Raw genomic sequence first — 15,974 nt, 5'->3', positions numbered from 1 at the left:
GCAGGCCCAGCGTCACGGTGTGCGACTGGTCGTAGTCGCCCGACAGGGTGCCGAACGGAATGGCGCCAGCGCCCGACGTTGCGGTGTCGAACTCGGCGTCACCCGTCAGGTAACGGTAGGTCAGGTCGATGTTGGCGCGGTCGCCCACAGCCCAAGCGACGCCGGCCAGGGCCTGCGCAGCGAACTTGGTCGAGGTGTCGTCGGCGGTCAGCGTCACCGACGGGGTCTGACGCAGACGGCCGGTGGTGTCGACGTTGACGCGGTTCACACCGACGCCCAGGCCGACGAACGGACGGATGGTCCAGTCCGGCGAACCGAAGTCGTACAGGACGTTGGCCATCAGAGTCGTCGACTCGATGTCGCCTTCCGGCGAGTGGCACGGGCCGGTGGCCGGCGTCAGGTTGCACAGGCCGTTCGGGCCCGAGACAGCGCGCACCTTGCCGATGTCGCCCGAGCGGTAGCCGCCTTCGAGTTCCATGCGCCAGTTCGGGTTGAAACGGTAGCCGAGGCGAGCAAAGGCCGCCCAGCCGTCGTTGACTTCCCAGTTCCAGTGGTGGCCGGTCGCCGACGCTTCCGTGTTGATGTCGTCGATGATGTGGTAGCCGGCGTCGATCGCGCCGTACCAGCCATCGGGCTCAGCCGAAGCAGCGCCGGCCGACAGGGCCAGGGCGGCCGCTGCGCTCGACGCCAGGATCAAACTCTTGACACGCATAGGATGCGGCCCTCCGAGGTCTATTGACAGGTGGGCGACTAGAAAGTCACCTGTCGCGTCCCTACCAGCGTTGCCATTTCTGGTCGAGCATAAAGGCATCAAAGCCACAGGTAATTTGAGAAGAGTGGCTCACGCGCTACAGAAATAAACAGAGGGTAAACGCCAAGCGCGCCTGCCCTCTTGACCTGCCGCCCGCCCTGTCGTCCACATCCGCCCAATTGCGACGACCTATTGGACACCATGGCTTCCATCTGCATTGACGGCTTTAATCTGGCGCTGGCGAAGGGATCGGGCATCGCCACCTATGGCCAGAACCTGCTGATCAACGCGCGCGAAATCGGTCTGGGAACCCAGGCGCTGTACGGCCCCCCCGCGCCGCGCCGCGCGAGTAACGTCGTCAACGAAACCGCTCTGACCGACGCCGAACGTCCGCCCGAAAAGCTGAACCGCAAGAAGAAGATGCAGCGCTTCAGCGACACCTACATGTCGCGCTTCGGTCGTGAGGCCCACGCCATCTTGCCCTCAGGCGAGGTGATCTGGCCCAGCCGCGGCGGAGGCCGCCCAGCCGTGGATCGTTTCTGGGCCGCGCAAAACCTGTTCCAGACCGCCAATCGTTGCTTCGCCGCCTACAGCAAGGAAACACCAGTCCGCTTCGAGGCCACGACCGATGCGCCTGCGCCCGACGTGATGCACTGGACGGCAACCCTGCCCCTCTACGCCCAGGGCGCGCCGAACATTTACACCATCCACGACCTGATCCCGCTGCGCCTGCCGCACACCACGATGGACGACAAAGCGGTGTACATGAAGCTGTGCCAGGCCGTGGCTGCGCGCGCCGATCACATCGCCGTCGTCTCGGAAACCACCCGCCAGGACGTCATCCGCCTGTTGGGCGTGTCCGAAGACCGCGTGACAAACACCTATCAGGCCGTCCACCTGCCGACGGCGCTGACGGAGCGCAGTCAGGCCGAGGTGGAGCTGGAGCTGGAAGGCGTCTTCAACCTGGGATGGAAGGGCTACTTCCTCCACTTCGGAGCCATCGAGCCTAAGAAGAACCTGGGTCGGATCGTCGAGGCCTATCTCGCCTCGGGCAGCAAGACGCCCCTGGTCATCATCGGCGGCCGCGCCTGGCTGGACGAGGGCGAGACCGCCCTGTTGAACCAGGTCAAGCGCGACGGCGGCCCCAGCGCCGACCGTATCCGCCAGTACGAATACATGCCCTTCTCCATGCTGATCAGCCTGATCCGAGGCGCAAAGGCCACGCTGTTCCCGTCCCTGTATGAAGGCTTCGGCCTGCCAGTGCTGGAATCCATGGCCCTGTCGACGGCGGTGCTGACCTCGACCGGCGGCTCCCTGCCCGAGGTGGCCGGCGACGCGGCCGTCGTCGTCGACCCTTATGACGTCCAGGCCATCACGCGCGGCATCCAGGCCCTGGACGCCGACGAAGCCCTGCGCGCCGAGCTGGAAACCCGCGGCCTGGCCCAGGCCGGAAAGTTCACCCCCGAAGCCTATCAGGCGCGGCTGCGGGCGTTGTACGCCAAGGTCGGCCTGGCGACGACCTGACCCATGCCAGCTCCACTCTCGCCGCAACGCCTGAGCCATCTTGAGAGGCTGGAGGCGGAAAGCATCCACATCTTGCGCGAGGTGGCGGCCGAATGCGCCCGCCCCGTGCTGCTCTATTCGATCGGCAAGGATTCCGCCGCCCTACTGCACCTGGCGCGCAAGGCCTTCTATCCGGCCCCGCCGCCCTTCCCCCTGCTGCACGTCGACACGACCTGGAAGTTCCGGGCCATGTACGCCCTGCGCGATCGCATGGCGGCCGAGAGCGGCGCACGGCTGATCGTCTACCGTAACCCGGAAGCCGAAAGCCGGGAGATCAATCCGTTTGACCACGGCTCGGCCGTTCATACGGACCTTTGGAAGACGCAAGGACTGAAGCAGGCGCTGGATCTGCACGGCTTCGACGCCGCCATCGGCGGCGCCCGCCGCGACGAAGAGGCCAGCCGCGCCAAGGAGCGTGTCTTCTCGTTCCGCGGCCCCGGCCATCGCTGGGATCCGCGCCGCCAGCGCCCGGAGCTGTGGAACCTCTACAACGCCCGCGTTTCGCCGGGGGAAAGCATGCGCGTCTTCCCCCTGTCGAACTGGACCGAGTTCGACGTCTGGGACTACATCGCCGCCGAAAATATCCCCGTCGTGGATCTCTATTTCGCCGCCCCGCGCCCCGTGGTCCGGCGCGAAGGCTCGCTGATCGTGGTCGATGATGCACGGATGCGGCTGCTGCCAGGCGAGACCCCTGAAATCCGCACTGTGCGTTTCCGCACCCTGGGCTGCTACCCCCTGTCCGGCGCGATCGAGAGCCAGGCCGCCAGTCTGGAAGAGATCATCGCCGAGATGCGCGCCTCGCGCACATCCGAACGCCAGGGCCGGCTGATCGACCGCGACCAGGCCGGATCGATGGAACGCAAGAAGCAGGAGGGTTATTTTTGAGCACCCCCTCCCCTCAGCGAGACCTGCTGCGCTTCATCACCTGCGGCTCGGTCGATGACGGCAAGTCGACCCTGATCGGCCGCCTGCTGCATGACCTAGGCGCCGTGCCCGAAGACCAGTTGGCGAGCATTCTGGACGCGGACGGCCAGCCCGACTTCTCGCGCCTGGTCGACGGCCTGCTGGCCGAGCGCGAACAGGGCATCACCATCGATGTCGCCTACCGCTATTTCTCGACCGCGAAGCGCAGCTTCATCGTCGCCGACACGCCGGGACACGAACAGTACACGCGCAACATGGCGACCGGCGCCTCGACCGCCGACGCCGCCGTCATTCTGGTGGATGCGCGCAAGGGAGTTCTGACCCAGACGCGCCGCCACGCCCACATCCTGGCCCTGATGGGAGTGAAGCGCGTCATCCTGGCCGTGACCAAGATGGACCTGGCGGACTGGTCAGCCGAAGTCTTCGCGCGGATTGCGACCGAGTTCGACGCCTATGCCCGCCGGATCGATCTGGAGGCGCAGGCCATTCCCCTTTCCGGCGCGACCGGCGACAATGTGGTCAAGCGCGGCGGCGACTGGTTCGATGGCCCTACCCTGATCGAGGCTCTGGAGGCCCTACCGGTCGTCGCAGCGGAGCCGGACCGCGCCTTCCGCCTTCCTGTGCAGGGGGTCGTGCGCCCCAATCAGGATCTGCGCGCCTATACGGGCCTGATCGCCTCCGGCGCGGCGCGCCCAGGGGACGCGGTCCGGGCCGTGCCGTCAGGGGTCGTGTCGCAGGTGGCGCGCCTGCTGGCGCCCGAAGGCGACCGTGACGCCGCCATCGCGGGTCAATCGGTCATGCTGACCCTGACAGACGAGATCGACCTGTCGCGCGGCGACGTCCTGTGCGCGGCGGCCGACCCGCTGGAAGCCGCCGATCAGTTCGAGGCGACGGTCATATGGATGGATGAGGCGGCCCTGCTGCCTGGCCGCCAATATGATCTCAAGCTGGGAACCCGCACGGTATCCGCCTCCGTCACCGACATCCGCCACAAGGTGAACGTCAACACCCTGGAGGCGCTGGCGGCGCGGACGCTGGAGTTGAACGACATCGGCGTCTGCCACCTGTCGCTCGGCGCCGACATCGCCTTCGCCCCCTATGAGATCGACCGTCAGCTGGGCGGCTTCATCCTCATCGACCGGATAAGCCAAGCGACAGTCGGGGCGGGCATGATCCGCTTCGCCCTACGCCGCGCCCACAACATCCATCGCCAGTCGATCAGGGTCGACCGCGCCCGCCGCGCCGCCTTGAAGCAACAGACGCCCGCCGTGCTGTGGTTCACCGGCCTGTCGGGATCCGGCAAATCCACCATCGCCAACCTGGTCGAGGAACAGTTGGCCGCCGAAGGGCGCCACACCTATCTGATCGACGGCGACAACCTGCGCCACGGGTTGAGCCGCGACCTGGGCTTCACCGACGCGGACCGGGTCGAGAACATCCGCCGCGCCGCCGAAGCCGCCAAGATGATGGCCGACGCCGGCCTGATCGTCCTGGTCTGCCTGATTTCGCCCTTCCGAGCCGAGCGCGCGATGGCGCGCGAGATGATGGGCGACGTCGCCTTCCTGGAGGTGTTCGTCGACGCCCCCCTGGCGGTGGCCGAAGCCCGCGACGTCAAGGGGCTCTACGCCAAGGCCCGGCGCGGCGAGCTGACGAACTTCACCGGCATCGGCAGCCCCTATGAGGCGCCGTTGGAGCCGGAAATCCATATACGCTCGGACCAGGCATCAGCAGAAGAAGCAGCATGCGCAATCGCAGCGGCGCTTCAAGACCCCAACCGCTGAATCCCCCCCATCTTCATCTTGCGATCCCCCCACGCTCGTCTATGTTCGCGCGATAGTCCCGTGGGGCCGCATTGTCTCGCCATTCTTCGCGCGGAGCGATTCGTCCAGTTTACATGATCGCCTCTGTCACCCATCACATCCGCATCGCCGGCGCCTTGATGATGCGCGAGATGACCACCCGCTTCGGCCGCGAAGGCCTAGGCATGGCGTGGATCATTGGCGAACCGCTAGTGTTCTGCCTAGGCGTCCTCGTTCTATGGACCTTCACCAAACCAGCTTACGAACATGGGATCAAATTGGCCCCGTTCGTGATGACGGGTTACATGTGCCTGATCCTGATCCGCCACATGATCGGGGCCCTAGTGAACGCCCTTCAAGCTAATCTTGGCCTGCTTTACCATCGGCAAGTGTCTCCGATCCACGTTTTTACCGCACGGGTGATGCTGGAAGTCGCAGGGACGACCGCCGCCTTCATAGTTGTCTACGCCGTCCTGCTCGCGCTCCGGCAAGTTTCTCTTCCCCATAACTATCTGTTATTTTACGGAGGATGGCTTCTGATCGCATGGATGTCGACAGGATTTTCCTTGATCTTGACTGGCCTCGCCATGCGCTATGAAAGCTTCGAACGCGTGACAGGGCTGGTCGGTTATTTGCTCATTCCCCTGTCCGGGGTCTTCATGATGGTCGAATGGCTCCCCCCCAACCTTCGGGAAGTCATCCTCTACGTCCCCTTCGTCCACGGCGTTGAAATGGTCCGGGCAGGCGTATTCAGCGAATTCGTGCCCACCCACTATAACGTAGCCTACGGCCTGATCTGGGGAGCAATCTTCAATGTGCTGGGCCTAGCGCTGATCGCCGGAGCCCGTAGCAGAATCATTGTCGACTAGCCCGCCCATTCGTCTCTATTGAATGACACCATGACCGACACCCAAATCAAATACGTAGGCCCGCACAAGGCCTTGAGCGGGCCGGCGAAGAAGCGCTGGAGCTGGCGGCGGCTGCCCTTGGGCTTCATGCTGATCGTGGCTGCGCCGACCTTGCTCGCCGCGCTCTACTATCTGGTGATCGCGTCGCCTCGTTATGTGTCGGAAGCTCGCTTCGTCGTACGTTCTCCCAGCGTCGGCCAACCCTCAGCCATGGGTTTCGCGCTACAGAGCGTGGGCTTCTCGACCGGGATGAATGACGCTTACGCCATTCATGAGTACATCGCCTCGCGTGACAGCATCCATGAATTGGGACGCCGCTTCGATCTCGACCAACTTCTGTCGCGGCCCGGGACGGATCCCCTGTCACGCTACCCACGCCTATGGGAACAGCGAAGCGACGAGGCCCGCCACAAGGCCTTCCAGCGCTTGCTGACAGTCGGCTACGACGCCACAACCGGCATCAGCACGATCCGCGTCGAGGCCTTCTCGCCTAAGGACGCCCAGGCGTTGAACCTGGCGTTGCTGGACAACGGCGAAGCGTTGATCAACCGCCTAAATGACCGTTCGGCCATGAACGCGATCAAAGATGCGCAGGCTGCGCTCGAGCGCGCGCAGACAGAGGTGGCGGCGTCTCAACAAGCCCTGACCGCCCTGCGTAACAGCGCCGAGTTCATCGATCCTCGCCTGGCCGTCACTGAGAACTCCAGCGTCATCAGCGGCCTGCTGGTGGCAATAGCCGAACTGCGCGCCGAGCGCGCCCAGCTTGCCTCACAGGCCCCGTCCAGCCCGCAACTGCCGCTGATCGACAACCGCATCGCCGCCTACGAGCGTCAGGTGACGGAAGCGCGCGCGAAGATGACCGGTAGCGCGTCCTCACTCGCCCCCAAGGTCGGCGCCTTTGAAGATTTGACCCTGCGCCGCGAGATCGCGGACAAGCAACTCGCCCAGGCCACCGCCGCGCTGCTGACTGCGGAACAGGAAGCACGGCGCCAGAAGCTGTATCTGGAACGCATCGTCACGCCCAGCTTGCCGGACAAGTCGACCGAACCACGTCGCTGGACCGCCATTCTCACCATCTTCGCCACCTGCCTGCTCTTCTATGGCGTGGGCTGGTTGGTATGGGCTGGGGTGCGCGAGCACAAGCAGGACTGATGGACAGCCCAGATGAACTCCCCGGCCTCTGCGTACAAGGCGTTGGGAAGACCTATCACGGCGCCTCTAAGGCTTTGTTCTCCGACGTCAACTTTGACTTGGCAAGAGATGGTCGACTCGCGCTTCTCGGACGAAACGGTCAAGGAAAATCCACATTGATTAAAATGCTGGGCGGCGTTCTCCCAGCGACGACGGGCAAGATCGACTGGCGCATGACATCGTCCTGGCCCATCGGTTTCGGCGGCGGGTTTCAGGGCAGCCTGTCAGGTTTGGACAACATCCGGTTCTTGGCACGCCTCTACCGTAAGAACTACCAAGAACTGGTCGAGTTGGTAGACGACTTCGCCGAATTGGGTAAGGCGTTGCGGGAACCAGTACGTCAGTATTCGTCAGGCATGCGCGCTCGACTAGCCTTCGGCCTGTCGCTTGCGATTGAGTTTGACTGCTACCTGATAGATGAACTGGTGGCCGTAGGCGACGCTCGATTTCAACGAAAATGTCAAGTTGCGCTTTTCGAACATCGCGCGAACCGAGCCTTCCTGATGGCTTCCCACGATACGCATCTGATCGCCAATTACTGTGATCGCGCCGTCATTATCGAAAGCGGCCGAGCCAAGATGTTTAACGATGTCGAAGAAGCCGTCGAAGTCTACACTTGGTTACGGGCAGCATGAACGAAAACTGGATTTTAAGTGACTGGCTTGTGCTGCCCTACACGCCTGATCAAGAGGCATGGCGCGACAGTCTGTATCAAGCCGCCGCGAAAGCCGGGCGGACCATTTTCGAATGGGACCAGGGCGGCGAAACGGACTGGAACACACGGCCGCTTCTACTGACCGCCAACGTCACATCGGCGCTTTCCATCCAATCCGATCCGGCTCGGATCGCCGCTGTCATCGGCTCTCTCGATGTAGCGACGCAGAATAGTCTGTCGACATCAGAACGGCACGATGTCGTGCGAGCCGTCACGGACGGTTTCGCACAGTTGGCTCTACTTCCGCCTGAGCGGATTTTCAGTTCAGAGAGCTTTAACAGCAGCCCTCTGGAAATACTGCCCGGCCTCATCGTATCCTCGCCTCCCAAAGGTTCACCTTCCACTACCCCTCTCGCCACAGCCTTAGAGATACACCTGAAGGACAAGGCCATCTGGCCGGTGGAGATATTCTCATGGAGCTCTCCCTTCCAACGTGACGGCGACTTCGCGGTTCTAGACCTTACCGGGCGGCCGCGCTTCCTGGCGTTCGGCCCCTACATCGTCATGCCTGTCGGCCGCTGGAAAGCGCGCTTCAGAATCACATTCGACGACTACGCCAGCCGCTATCTATTTCGCGTCGATTGGGGCGGAGTTGAGCATTATTCAAGCTACGAATTCCGTCCCGGCAAGGCCGGGATGTACGAGCTTGAAATGTCTTTCGACTGGTTAGAGCGAGCATCATGCGAGTTTCGCGTCCTTCTGAGGGAAGGCGCATTCCACGGCGAGGTCGCTATATCGGACCTGACGATTATTCGCGAAAGCTAAGAGAGTCTCTCGTCCCCATCCGCACCATGCCGTCTTTCGTCAACGGTCGCCACCAGTCGGAATGCTCAAGGTACCAGATCACGGTATGGCGAAGCCCTGTGTCGAAATCGATCCGGGGCCTCCACGCGTGGTCTTGAGCAATACGGCCCGCATCGATTGCGTAGCGGCGATCATGCCCCGGCCGATCTTCAACAAAAACGATCTGAGTTTGGTAGGAAAAACCGTCCGACCGAGGCTGGAGATGGTCCAGCGCCTCGCAGACCCGTTCGGCGATCTGCAGATTGGTGCGTTCCGCATTGCCGCCGACGCAGTAGGTGCGCCCCGGCTCGGCCACCTGCAGCATCAACGCCAGGGCGCGGGCGTGATCCTCGACGAACAGCCAGTCGCGGACATTGAGGCCGTCGCCGTAGATCGGCAGGCTCTCTCCCGACAGGGCGCGCAGGATCAGGGTCGGGATCAGCTTTTCAGGAAACTGTCGGGGGCCGTAGTTGTTGGAGCAGTTGCTGATGAGCACGGGCAGCCCGAAGGTCTGGCCCCAGGCGCGCACCAGGTGGTCCGACGCCGCCTTGGAGGCGGAGTAGGGCGAGCGCGGATCATAGGGCGTCGTCTCATCGAACCGCCCCTCAGCGCCGAGGGAGCCGAACACCTCGTCCGTCGAGACATGGAGGAAGCGGAAGCCGTCGCGCGCCGCGCCGGTCAGGCCACGCCAGTAGGCCAAAGCTTGGTCGAGCAGAACCTGCGTCCCGACCACATTGGTCTGGATGAAGACAGCCGGTCCGTCGATCGAGCGATCGACGTGCGTCTCGGCCGCCAGATGGGCGACGCGATCCGGCTGAAAATCGTGGAAGGCGCCGGCCATGGCCGACGCATCGCAGATGTCGGCCTTGAGGAAGCGGAAACCGGGATGAAGCGCGACCTCGTCCAGGGAGGCCTCGACCCCGGCGTAGGTCAGCTTGTCGACAACCAGCACCTCGTCGCCACGCGCCAGAAGCTCGCGAACCAGAGCCGAGCCGATGAAGCCGGCGCCGCCGGTGAGCAATGTCCGCACAAGCGTCTCCTTCGTCGCAGACGCCCCGGCTAACGGCTAACCGCGCCCAGGTCCACAACCGACAGGGTCGAGGCCTGATCGCCTCGGAAGGGCGTGTCCAGATCCCGCAGGCGCGGCCAGGCGCGGTCGCGGTCCGCCAGAACCGCCTGGTCCGCCGTGACCGGCCAGGAAATCTCGAGGTCGGGATCGTCCCACGCCAGGCCCGCCTCATGCTCGGGGGCGTACGGCGCCGAAACCTTATAGGCGACCTCCGTGCCCGGCCGCAGGGTGACGAAGCCGTGGGCGAAGGACGGCGGCACGAACAACTGATCGCCGCTCTCAGCCGACAGCTCGACCGCATGGGCGCGGCCGAAACTGGGCGCCCCGGCGCGCAGGTCGACCACGACATCGAGGATGGCGCCGCGCAGGCAGCGCACCAGCTTCGCCTGGGCATAGGGCGGACGCTGAAAATGCAAGCCGCGCACGACGCCCTGGGCCTCGGACCAGGACTGGTTGTCCTGCACGAAGTCGCAATCGATGCCGGCGGCGGCGAAACGCGCCCTGGACCAGGTTTCCGAGAACCATCCCCGCGCGTCGCCGTGGCGCGGGGTCCGCAACAGGATGACCTCTCCGTTCACGAGCCAGCCGGGCTGGACGTCGTTTCGGCCGAGGCCGCAGGCTTGGAGGCCATCAGGGCGTAGGCGCGGTCCAGCGCCTCATTGCGGACGAACAGCAGACGCGGCGCAGGCGCAGCTTCCCGCTCCCAGGCGCCCGGCGTGGCGCCGCCGTTCAGCGGCGAGCCGTAAAAGATATGAGCGCCGATCTGACGCACGCGCTCCAGCCTCCGCCCCCAGGATGGGCGGACATAGTTGGCGTGATAGTTCACCGAATTCTTGGGCAGCTGGCTGGCCGAGCGGCCTTCATAGACTTCGCGTGCGATACGCTCGGCGCGCGCCCAGGCGACAGCGCTGACGGGACGACGACCGATCGAGCCGTCACAGGTGAAGGTGAACTGGCAGGTGCGGCTGTTGCGCTGATAGACGACCTCGCAGACGTCCTTGGGATAGGCGCGGTGCCGCGAACGATTCAGCACGACCTCGGCGACCGCAGCCTGACCGGATTCGCTCTCGTTGCGCGCTTCATAATAGACCGCCTGGGTCAGGCACTCGAGATCATTGTCCGGAATGCGCGGCGGCGTTCTCAGGTCAAGCGTCGGCTCGACATAGCCGCGGCTGTTACGGCGGGCCGAACTCGTCCCAGATAGGTTGAGGGGCGGCGGCGCGAAGGAGGCGGCGGGTTCGTCCTGAACCACAGACGCCGTGCGCCCTGCGCCGGAGGTGCGACGAGTTTCAGCTCTGCGAGGTTCGGCGCGGGGCCGCACAGGCGTCGGCGGAGCGTCGCTCAGACGCGCGCCCGCGCCTTCCTTGACCATGGTCTGCAGACGGGCGTTCAGGCGGGCTCGACGATCCGCATCCGTCTCCGTCGCAAGGGCCGGGGTCGTCGGAGCATAGGCGGGAATCGGCTTGATCGCGCCGGGTTCCGCCTGGGCGAAGGGGACGTGATTGGTCAGCCCCGCCCAACCGGCGACGCCCAATCCTCCCGCGATCAGCACCGAAGCGACGCCGCGCATCATTCCCCCCCACAAACTATCCGCTCTGAATACCAGCCGTCACGATCAGCGCCAAGCAGAAGCGCGGGTCGACGAGATTGGCAGGCGCGACGCGAGGCCCTAGTAAGGCCCTGTCATGCAGACCGCGCGCCGCTCCGGCTTTTCCCTCATCGAAGCCCTGGTCGTCCTGGCGATCGGCGGCATGGCGCTGGCCGTCATCTTCTCGATCGGAATCAAGGCCGGCGACAGCGGTTTTTCGTTGGGCCGACGCGCCATGTCGGTCGCCGACGCCGATGTCGCCGTCAGCGACCTGCGCAGCATCATCCGCAGCGTCAGCGTCCGGCCGCCCGCCTCCATGCTGGAAGGCGTCGACCAGCCTATCCTGGCGGCGCCTGATCGGCTGGAGGTCGATGTGGTGATGGAGCGGGCCACGGGTTGCGCGCCCCAAGGCTGGGCCGGCCGCATGACCCTGAGCCTTCGCACCGAGGGCGAGCCTGCCGTGCTGTGCCAGGCCGGCGACCGGACCATCACGTTGATGCCCCTGCCGCAGGGCGTGGAGGCTGCATTGTCCTATTCCGAAGACGGGCAGGCCTGGACGCCGACATTCGAGACCCCGAGAAACCAGTCCCTGAGCATGGACGGCATGCGCAGCCGCCAGTTGTTCGTCCGCCTTAAGGCCGGACCGGTGGATGTGGTCGAGACCGCCTCGAGCGGACTGCCCGGACGATGGGTGAGGTCCGATGTCGACTTCTAGCCCCGACGCTTGCTTGTCCGCTCCACGGCCGCGTCGCGGCTTCGCCCTGCCGGCGGTGCTGGCGGTGACGGGGGTGGTCACGCTGATCTTCCTGGTGGCCATCACCGCCCTGGCCAGCCTCACGGCCGAAGCGGCGGCGGCGCGCGCCCGCGTGCGTTTCCTGCAGCGCGCCATGACGGCCGAAGCCGCCCTCGCCTATATGGCCGCGACGGAACCGACGCGCGCCTATGGCTTCGGCGTCAATGACATACGCAATCCGTTCGACGCCGACTTCAACGCAGAGCCGTCCAATGCGTCTGGCGTGCCGGTTGAACAGGTTTTCGCCGACGGCCGCCGCTATCTGATGGATGTGGACGGCCCTCTGGTGCTGCGGCTGCAGGATCAGGCAGGCATGCTCAACACCGCCATGCTGTTCGGCCAGGTCCATGAGCGTTACCTCGAAGCCGTCGGCGTCGAGGCCAGCGAGCGTCAGCCCATGATCGCCCGTTTTCAGGACTACATCGACTATGATGATCTGAGACAGCCCAACGGCGCCGAACGCGCCGATTACGCCAATGGCGGACCCGCCAATCGCCGCCTGATCCGGCCAACCGAATGGCTGTCGATCCTGGGCGCGCGTCAAGCCGTGGATGCAAAGGCGTGGCGACGGATGCGCCCGCACCTGGCCGCCGACCCTACAGCGTCGTCTATCAATGTGAACACCGCCAGCGCGCCGGTCCTGGCCCTCTGGTTCGGGCTGAACGAAAGCCAGGCCGAGGCGCTGATCCGCGCCCGCGCAGACCGCCCGCTGACCTCGCTGACCGACATCAGCAATGTCACAGGCGCCGCCTTCGACGGCGACTTTGAGCAGGTCTACACCTACCCCTCGGGCGTCACGATCCTGACCCTGCACGACACCCGATCCGCCTGGACCTATCGCGCGCGCCTGACGCTGACCCCGACCGCTCTTGAGCAACCGCTCTGGATCGACCAGACTGAACTGACAGAAGCTCCTCGCCGAGCCGTGGCCGACACATCCGATGCAACTCGACTTTCTTACGCCCCGCGTTGAGCGGCTCAGCGCCGACGGCGCCATCGACGTCGTCCACCCCGGCGGACGGCTGGGCGGATCGCTGCGGCGTCCTATTCTGCTGCTGGCGCGCGATCTGTGCGCCTTCACCCTGTTTTCGAGCGCCGCCCTGCCGCGCAGCCGACGTCGCCAGGCCGCCGCCCTGCATGCGCGCCTCGGCGCGCCCTATGTCCAGTCCGGCTCGGCCCTGACCAAGGCGGGAGACGACTTCGGCGTCTGGTGGTGGGACGCCGATCGCGTCGAGGCCCTGCTGACCGCCAAAGACGTGACCACGCGCCCCCTGATCCGTCCCGAAACCCTGGCCCAACCGCGCGGCGAAGGCTGGCGCATCGTGCGCTTGAAACTGGGTTATGAGGCCCAGCTATGGGCGGGCAAGGCGCTGCTCGCCTCCGCCTGGCGTCGAGACCGCTACGACGCCGCCGCCTGGTCCGCCTTCGTGCGCCTGCAACGCGCCGAAATGAATGCGCCAGAGACCCCTCCGGCGTCGGCCGACCTGCCGTTGGCCCTGGACAACCGCGAAGCCTTCGCCCTGGCCCCAGTCGAACTGACGCGCGAACAGATGGCCCTGGCGGCGGGCGGCGCGACGGCCTTCGCCTCCCTGTGCTTCGCCGCCTTCCTGGCAGGCCAAGGTCATGAACTGGCCAAGGATACGGCGCGGGTCGAAGCCGAGACCGCTGAAATCCGCGCCGCCACCCCGCGCGCCGCCGCCGTGCAGAACCTGGACGCCAGCCAGAAGAAGCTCGTCGCCTATCGTCAGATCGAAGAGCGAACCAGCCCGCTGAGCGCCGCCGGCGCCGCCATCGGCGTCCTGGCCCTGCACGACCTGACGCCGACCGCGCTGAACGCCGAAGCTGAGATGCTGAGCGTCACCCTCGGCTATGAGGCGCTGGACAAGATCGCGGGCTTGATCGCGGACCTCGAAGGCTCCGGCTATTTCCACGACGTCCGGCCGCGCACCGACGCTTCGGCCAAGACGCTGGTCGTAGAGATGAAGGTCCGCGAAGCGGCGCCGCCGCTGAGTCCGGAACTCTAGCCCGACCTATCCGCGACTATCGCGGCGCCGAGGTCTGATAGCGGATGAATCGGCAACCGCCGTCATCGGTGCGCAGCGTCATGACGACCCGATCCTGATGGATCAGATTGGCGCTGACAGACCCGCATCCGCCGCCCTCGGCGATGTCCAGCGCCGGCGCCAGGGTGTAGCGCCAGGACGTCCGCAACTCGAGTACGCGATCGCCTTCGGCTGGGGTCATGGAAGGATCGATGATCCGGACCGGCTCCCCGGTGCGATTGGCCTCGCGCCGCAGGTCGGACACCTGACGCTGGAACTCGAAGAAGACCGCATGAGCGGTCGTCTGGTCCAGCATCCGCGAGGTCGAAGGCATGATGATAGCGGAGCTGAGCGCGAAGATCGCCAGCACCACCAAGATCTCCATCAGGCTGTAACCGCCGCGCTTGGCCCGCCGCCCGCCAGAGCCGGCGAAGCATGCCAAGAGCGGACGCGCAGGCTTAGCGCGCCTGATCGGACGACACATCGGCGTTGACGCCCTCGCCGCCTTCCTGACCGTCAGCACCGTAGCTGACGACCCGCGCGCGCATCTCCGCCGGTGCGTCCACACCTGCGGCTGCGGGCGCCACATAGATGTAGGGACGGCCCCAGGGATCCGGCGGCAGATCCTTGTCCAGATAGGGACCGGACCAACCCGGCGCCTGTTCTGCGCTGCCCTGCATCAGCAGGGCCAGGCCCTCCTGCTCGGTCGGCAGACGGCCGATATCGATTCGCATCGTCTCGAGCGCCGCTTCCAGCGAGCGGATTTGCAGGCGCGCGGTCTGGGTCTTGGACTTGTCCAGTTGGGTGAACAGTCGCGGCCCCACCACGGCGGCGATCAAGGCGATGATCGCCAGAACCACCAGGATTTCGAGCATGGAATAACCCGCCCGCGCCGCGCGCGTATCGAAACGACGTTCGGATTGATGCGAAGAGGCAACGGCGGTCGAAAAACGGCGATGGAGTCGGTTCAGACTGGAAAGCATTGATCGACCACTCTGGATTTCTAAGCTGTTATGGACGCTTAGCGGTTGCTATAGCTCAGGGCGCATGGGGGGTCGATGCGAATTGCGGCCTGGGCGCGCCCGCAACACGATACAGGACAGATCTTGCAAGGCTTCATGGCTGACATGGTCGCTTCGACGCGCGCGTCGATCGAGACGCTGAAGGAGCGCCTGCGCCGCACGACCCCGCGCGAGCGCATGCTTCTTGGCGCGCTCGTGCTGGGCGCCGCCTTTTATGCGCCTGTGGCCGCCCTCGAATCCCGCAGCACCCAGGCCGATGCCTATATCGACGCCTTGAGCGAACAGTCGACCGCCCGCCTGACCGCCAACGCCGCACGCCGCATCGCCGAAGGGGCCTCCGATCGCCTGGCCCTGGACGACATGAACGCCTGGGGATTTGAAGCCTCCAATCCGGCCGTCGCCCAGGTGCTGATCGAGCACCGCCTGGTGGAAGCCGCCGAAGCCGTCGCCCTGCCCAACCCGCGCATCACCACCAACGCCAAGGTCGAAGCCATCGGCCCGACCCAGTGGCTGGAAGCCGAGATCCAGGCCGACCTGCGTTGGAGTCCGACCTTCGCCTTTCTGGATAAACTGGGCGAGTGGCCCGAGGGCTTTCGCGTGGTCAGCTTCCGCTATGAACTGACCCCGCCGCGACCGATGACGGACGCCGCTGAACCGCCTCAGACCAGCGGCAAACTATGGCTGCGTCTGGCCTTCCCCGTGCGCCTAGCTCAGTCCGACTTGGCGGAGAAGGCGTCGTGAAGCCGCTGCTGTGGCTGGCGCCGCCGCTCGTTCTGGCGCTGAGCTTCCTGAGCGGAACGACCTGGCCGGGACGCCCCGAAGAGCC

Annotated in this window: 17 protein-coding genes; 11 read left to right on the top strand and 6 right to left on the bottom strand. The window is 65.3% G+C overall.

What is annotated here, in order from left to right; translation table 11 throughout:
• A partial coding sequence (locus RT567_RS06240; protein ID WP_313575088.1) for an outer membrane beta-barrel protein occupies nt 1–712 on the bottom strand: 712 nt, incomplete at its 3' end.
• A gap of 240 nt (nt 713–952) precedes the next feature.
• Between RT567_RS06240 and RT567_RS06235 the strand changes: the two genes are divergently transcribed.
• The 7 genes from RT567_RS06235 (at nt 953) to RT567_RS06205 (ending at nt 8,616) form a co-directional block, all read left to right on the top strand.
• Nucleotides 953–2,275 (top strand): glycosyltransferase family 1 protein, encoded by a 1,323-nt coding sequence (locus tag RT567_RS06235; protein ID WP_313575086.1) that lies wholly within the window; start codon nt 953–955, stop codon nt 2,273–2,275.
• A gap of 3 nt (nt 2,276–2,278) precedes the next feature.
• The gene (cysD, locus tag RT567_RS06230; RefSeq protein ID WP_313575085.1) at nt 2,279–3,199 is read left to right on the top strand and encodes a sulfate adenylyltransferase subunit CysD; all 921 of its coding nucleotides are present in this window, start codon (nt 2,279–2,281) and stop codon (nt 3,197–3,199) included.
• On the top strand, nt 3,196–5,019 hold the full coding sequence (gene cysC, locus RT567_RS06225) for an adenylyl-sulfate kinase (RefSeq protein ID WP_313575083.1): 1,824 nt from the start codon (nt 3,196–3,198) through the stop codon (nt 5,017–5,019). Before cysD ends, cysC begins: the two co-directional genes overlap by 4 nt.
• A 113-nt stretch (nt 5,020–5,132) precedes the next feature.
• The gene (locus RT567_RS06220; protein ID WP_313575081.1) at nt 5,133–5,906 is read left to right on the top strand and encodes an ABC transporter permease; all 774 of its coding nucleotides are present in this window, start codon (nt 5,133–5,135) and stop codon (nt 5,904–5,906) included.
• A gap of 30 nt (nt 5,907–5,936) precedes the next feature.
• Nucleotides 5,937–7,097 (top strand): chain-length determining protein, encoded by a 1,161-nt coding sequence (locus tag RT567_RS06215; protein ID WP_313575079.1) that lies wholly within the window; start codon nt 5,937–5,939, stop codon nt 7,095–7,097.
• Entirely contained in the window at nt 7,097–7,771 is a 675-nt protein-coding gene (locus RT567_RS06210) for an ABC transporter ATP-binding protein (protein WP_313575077.1), read from the top strand. The genes RT567_RS06215 and RT567_RS06210 overlap by 1 nt, the downstream gene beginning before the upstream one ends.
• Nucleotides 7,768–8,616, top strand: a complete 849-nt coding sequence (locus RT567_RS06205; RefSeq protein ID WP_313575075.1) for a hypothetical protein — start codon at nt 7,768–7,770, stop codon at nt 8,614–8,616. Before RT567_RS06210 ends, RT567_RS06205 begins: the two co-directional genes overlap by 4 nt.
• Here the strand turns inward: RT567_RS06205 and rfbB are convergent.
• Genes rfbB through RT567_RS06190 form a run of 3 tightly spaced genes read right to left on the bottom strand, consistent with a single transcriptional unit; the run spans nt 8,600 to nt 11,276 of the window.
• Complete coding sequence (rfbB, locus tag RT567_RS06200) at nt 8,600–9,664, bottom strand: dTDP-glucose 4,6-dehydratase (RefSeq protein ID WP_313575073.1); 1,065 nt, start codon at nt 9,662–9,664, stop codon at nt 8,600–8,602. The genes RT567_RS06205 and rfbB overlap by 17 nt on opposite strands.
• 29 nt (nt 9,665–9,693) lie before the next feature.
• Nucleotides 9,694–10,281: a dTDP-4-dehydrorhamnose 3,5-epimerase gene (gene rfbC, locus RT567_RS06195; protein ID WP_313575071.1), complete on the bottom strand. Its 588-nt coding sequence runs from the start codon at nt 10,279–10,281 to the stop codon at nt 9,694–9,696.
• Complete coding sequence (locus RT567_RS06190) at nt 10,278–11,276, bottom strand: cell wall hydrolase (protein ID WP_313575070.1); 999 nt, start codon at nt 11,274–11,276, stop codon at nt 10,278–10,280. Before RT567_RS06190 ends, rfbC begins: the two co-directional genes overlap by 4 nt.
• A 112-nt stretch (nt 11,277–11,388) precedes the next feature.
• Between RT567_RS06190 and RT567_RS06185 the strand changes: the two genes are divergently transcribed.
• The 3 genes from RT567_RS06185 to RT567_RS06175 are packed head-to-tail and all read left to right on the top strand — an operon-like array spanning nt 11,389 to nt 14,108.
• Nucleotides 11,389–12,006 (top strand): type II secretion system protein, encoded by a 618-nt coding sequence (locus RT567_RS06185; RefSeq protein WP_313575068.1) that lies wholly within the window; start codon nt 11,389–11,391, stop codon nt 12,004–12,006.
• 13 nt (nt 12,007–12,019) lie between these two features.
• A complete protein-coding gene (locus RT567_RS06180) occupies nt 12,020–13,057 on the top strand; it encodes a type II secretion system protein GspK (protein WP_313575066.1) in 1,038 nt (345 codons plus the stop codon).
• Entirely contained in the window at nt 13,026–14,108 is a 1,083-nt protein-coding gene (locus RT567_RS06175) for a hypothetical protein (protein WP_313575064.1), read from the top strand. Before RT567_RS06180 ends, RT567_RS06175 begins: the two co-directional genes overlap by 32 nt.
• A gap of 16 nt (nt 14,109–14,124) precedes the next feature.
• On the opposite strand, the gene RT567_RS06170 is transcribed toward RT567_RS06175, so the two are convergent.
• Together RT567_RS06170 and gspG are read right to left on the bottom strand one after the other, a co-directional pair.
• The gene (locus RT567_RS06170) at nt 14,125–14,568 is read right to left on the bottom strand and encodes a Tfp pilus assembly protein FimT/FimU (RefSeq protein ID WP_313575062.1); all 444 of its coding nucleotides are present in this window, start codon (nt 14,566–14,568) and stop codon (nt 14,125–14,127) included.
• Between the two features lie 16 nt (nt 14,569–14,584).
• Nucleotides 14,585–15,109 carry a type II secretion system major pseudopilin GspG gene (gene gspG, locus RT567_RS06165; protein WP_313575060.1) on the bottom strand — a complete coding sequence of 175 codons (525 nt, stop codon included), beginning with the start codon at nt 15,107–15,109 and terminating at the stop codon, nt 14,585–14,587.
• A gap of 135 nt (nt 15,110–15,244) precedes the next feature.
• Here gspG and RT567_RS06160 point away from each other — a divergent pair, with 135 nt between their 5' ends.
• The gene (locus tag RT567_RS06160; RefSeq protein WP_313575058.1) at nt 15,245–15,889 is read left to right on the top strand and encodes a hypothetical protein; all 645 of its coding nucleotides are present in this window, start codon (nt 15,245–15,247) and stop codon (nt 15,887–15,889) included.
• Nucleotides 15,890–15,974: the final 85 nt, after the last annotated feature.

This window comes from Brevundimonas sp., from assembly GCF_032107865.1.
GTDB lineage: Bacteria > Pseudomonadota > Alphaproteobacteria > Caulobacterales > Caulobacteraceae > Brevundimonas.
Note: the sequence above shows the minus strand (reverse complement) of the source record. Positions and strands in the feature narration are given on the sequence as shown.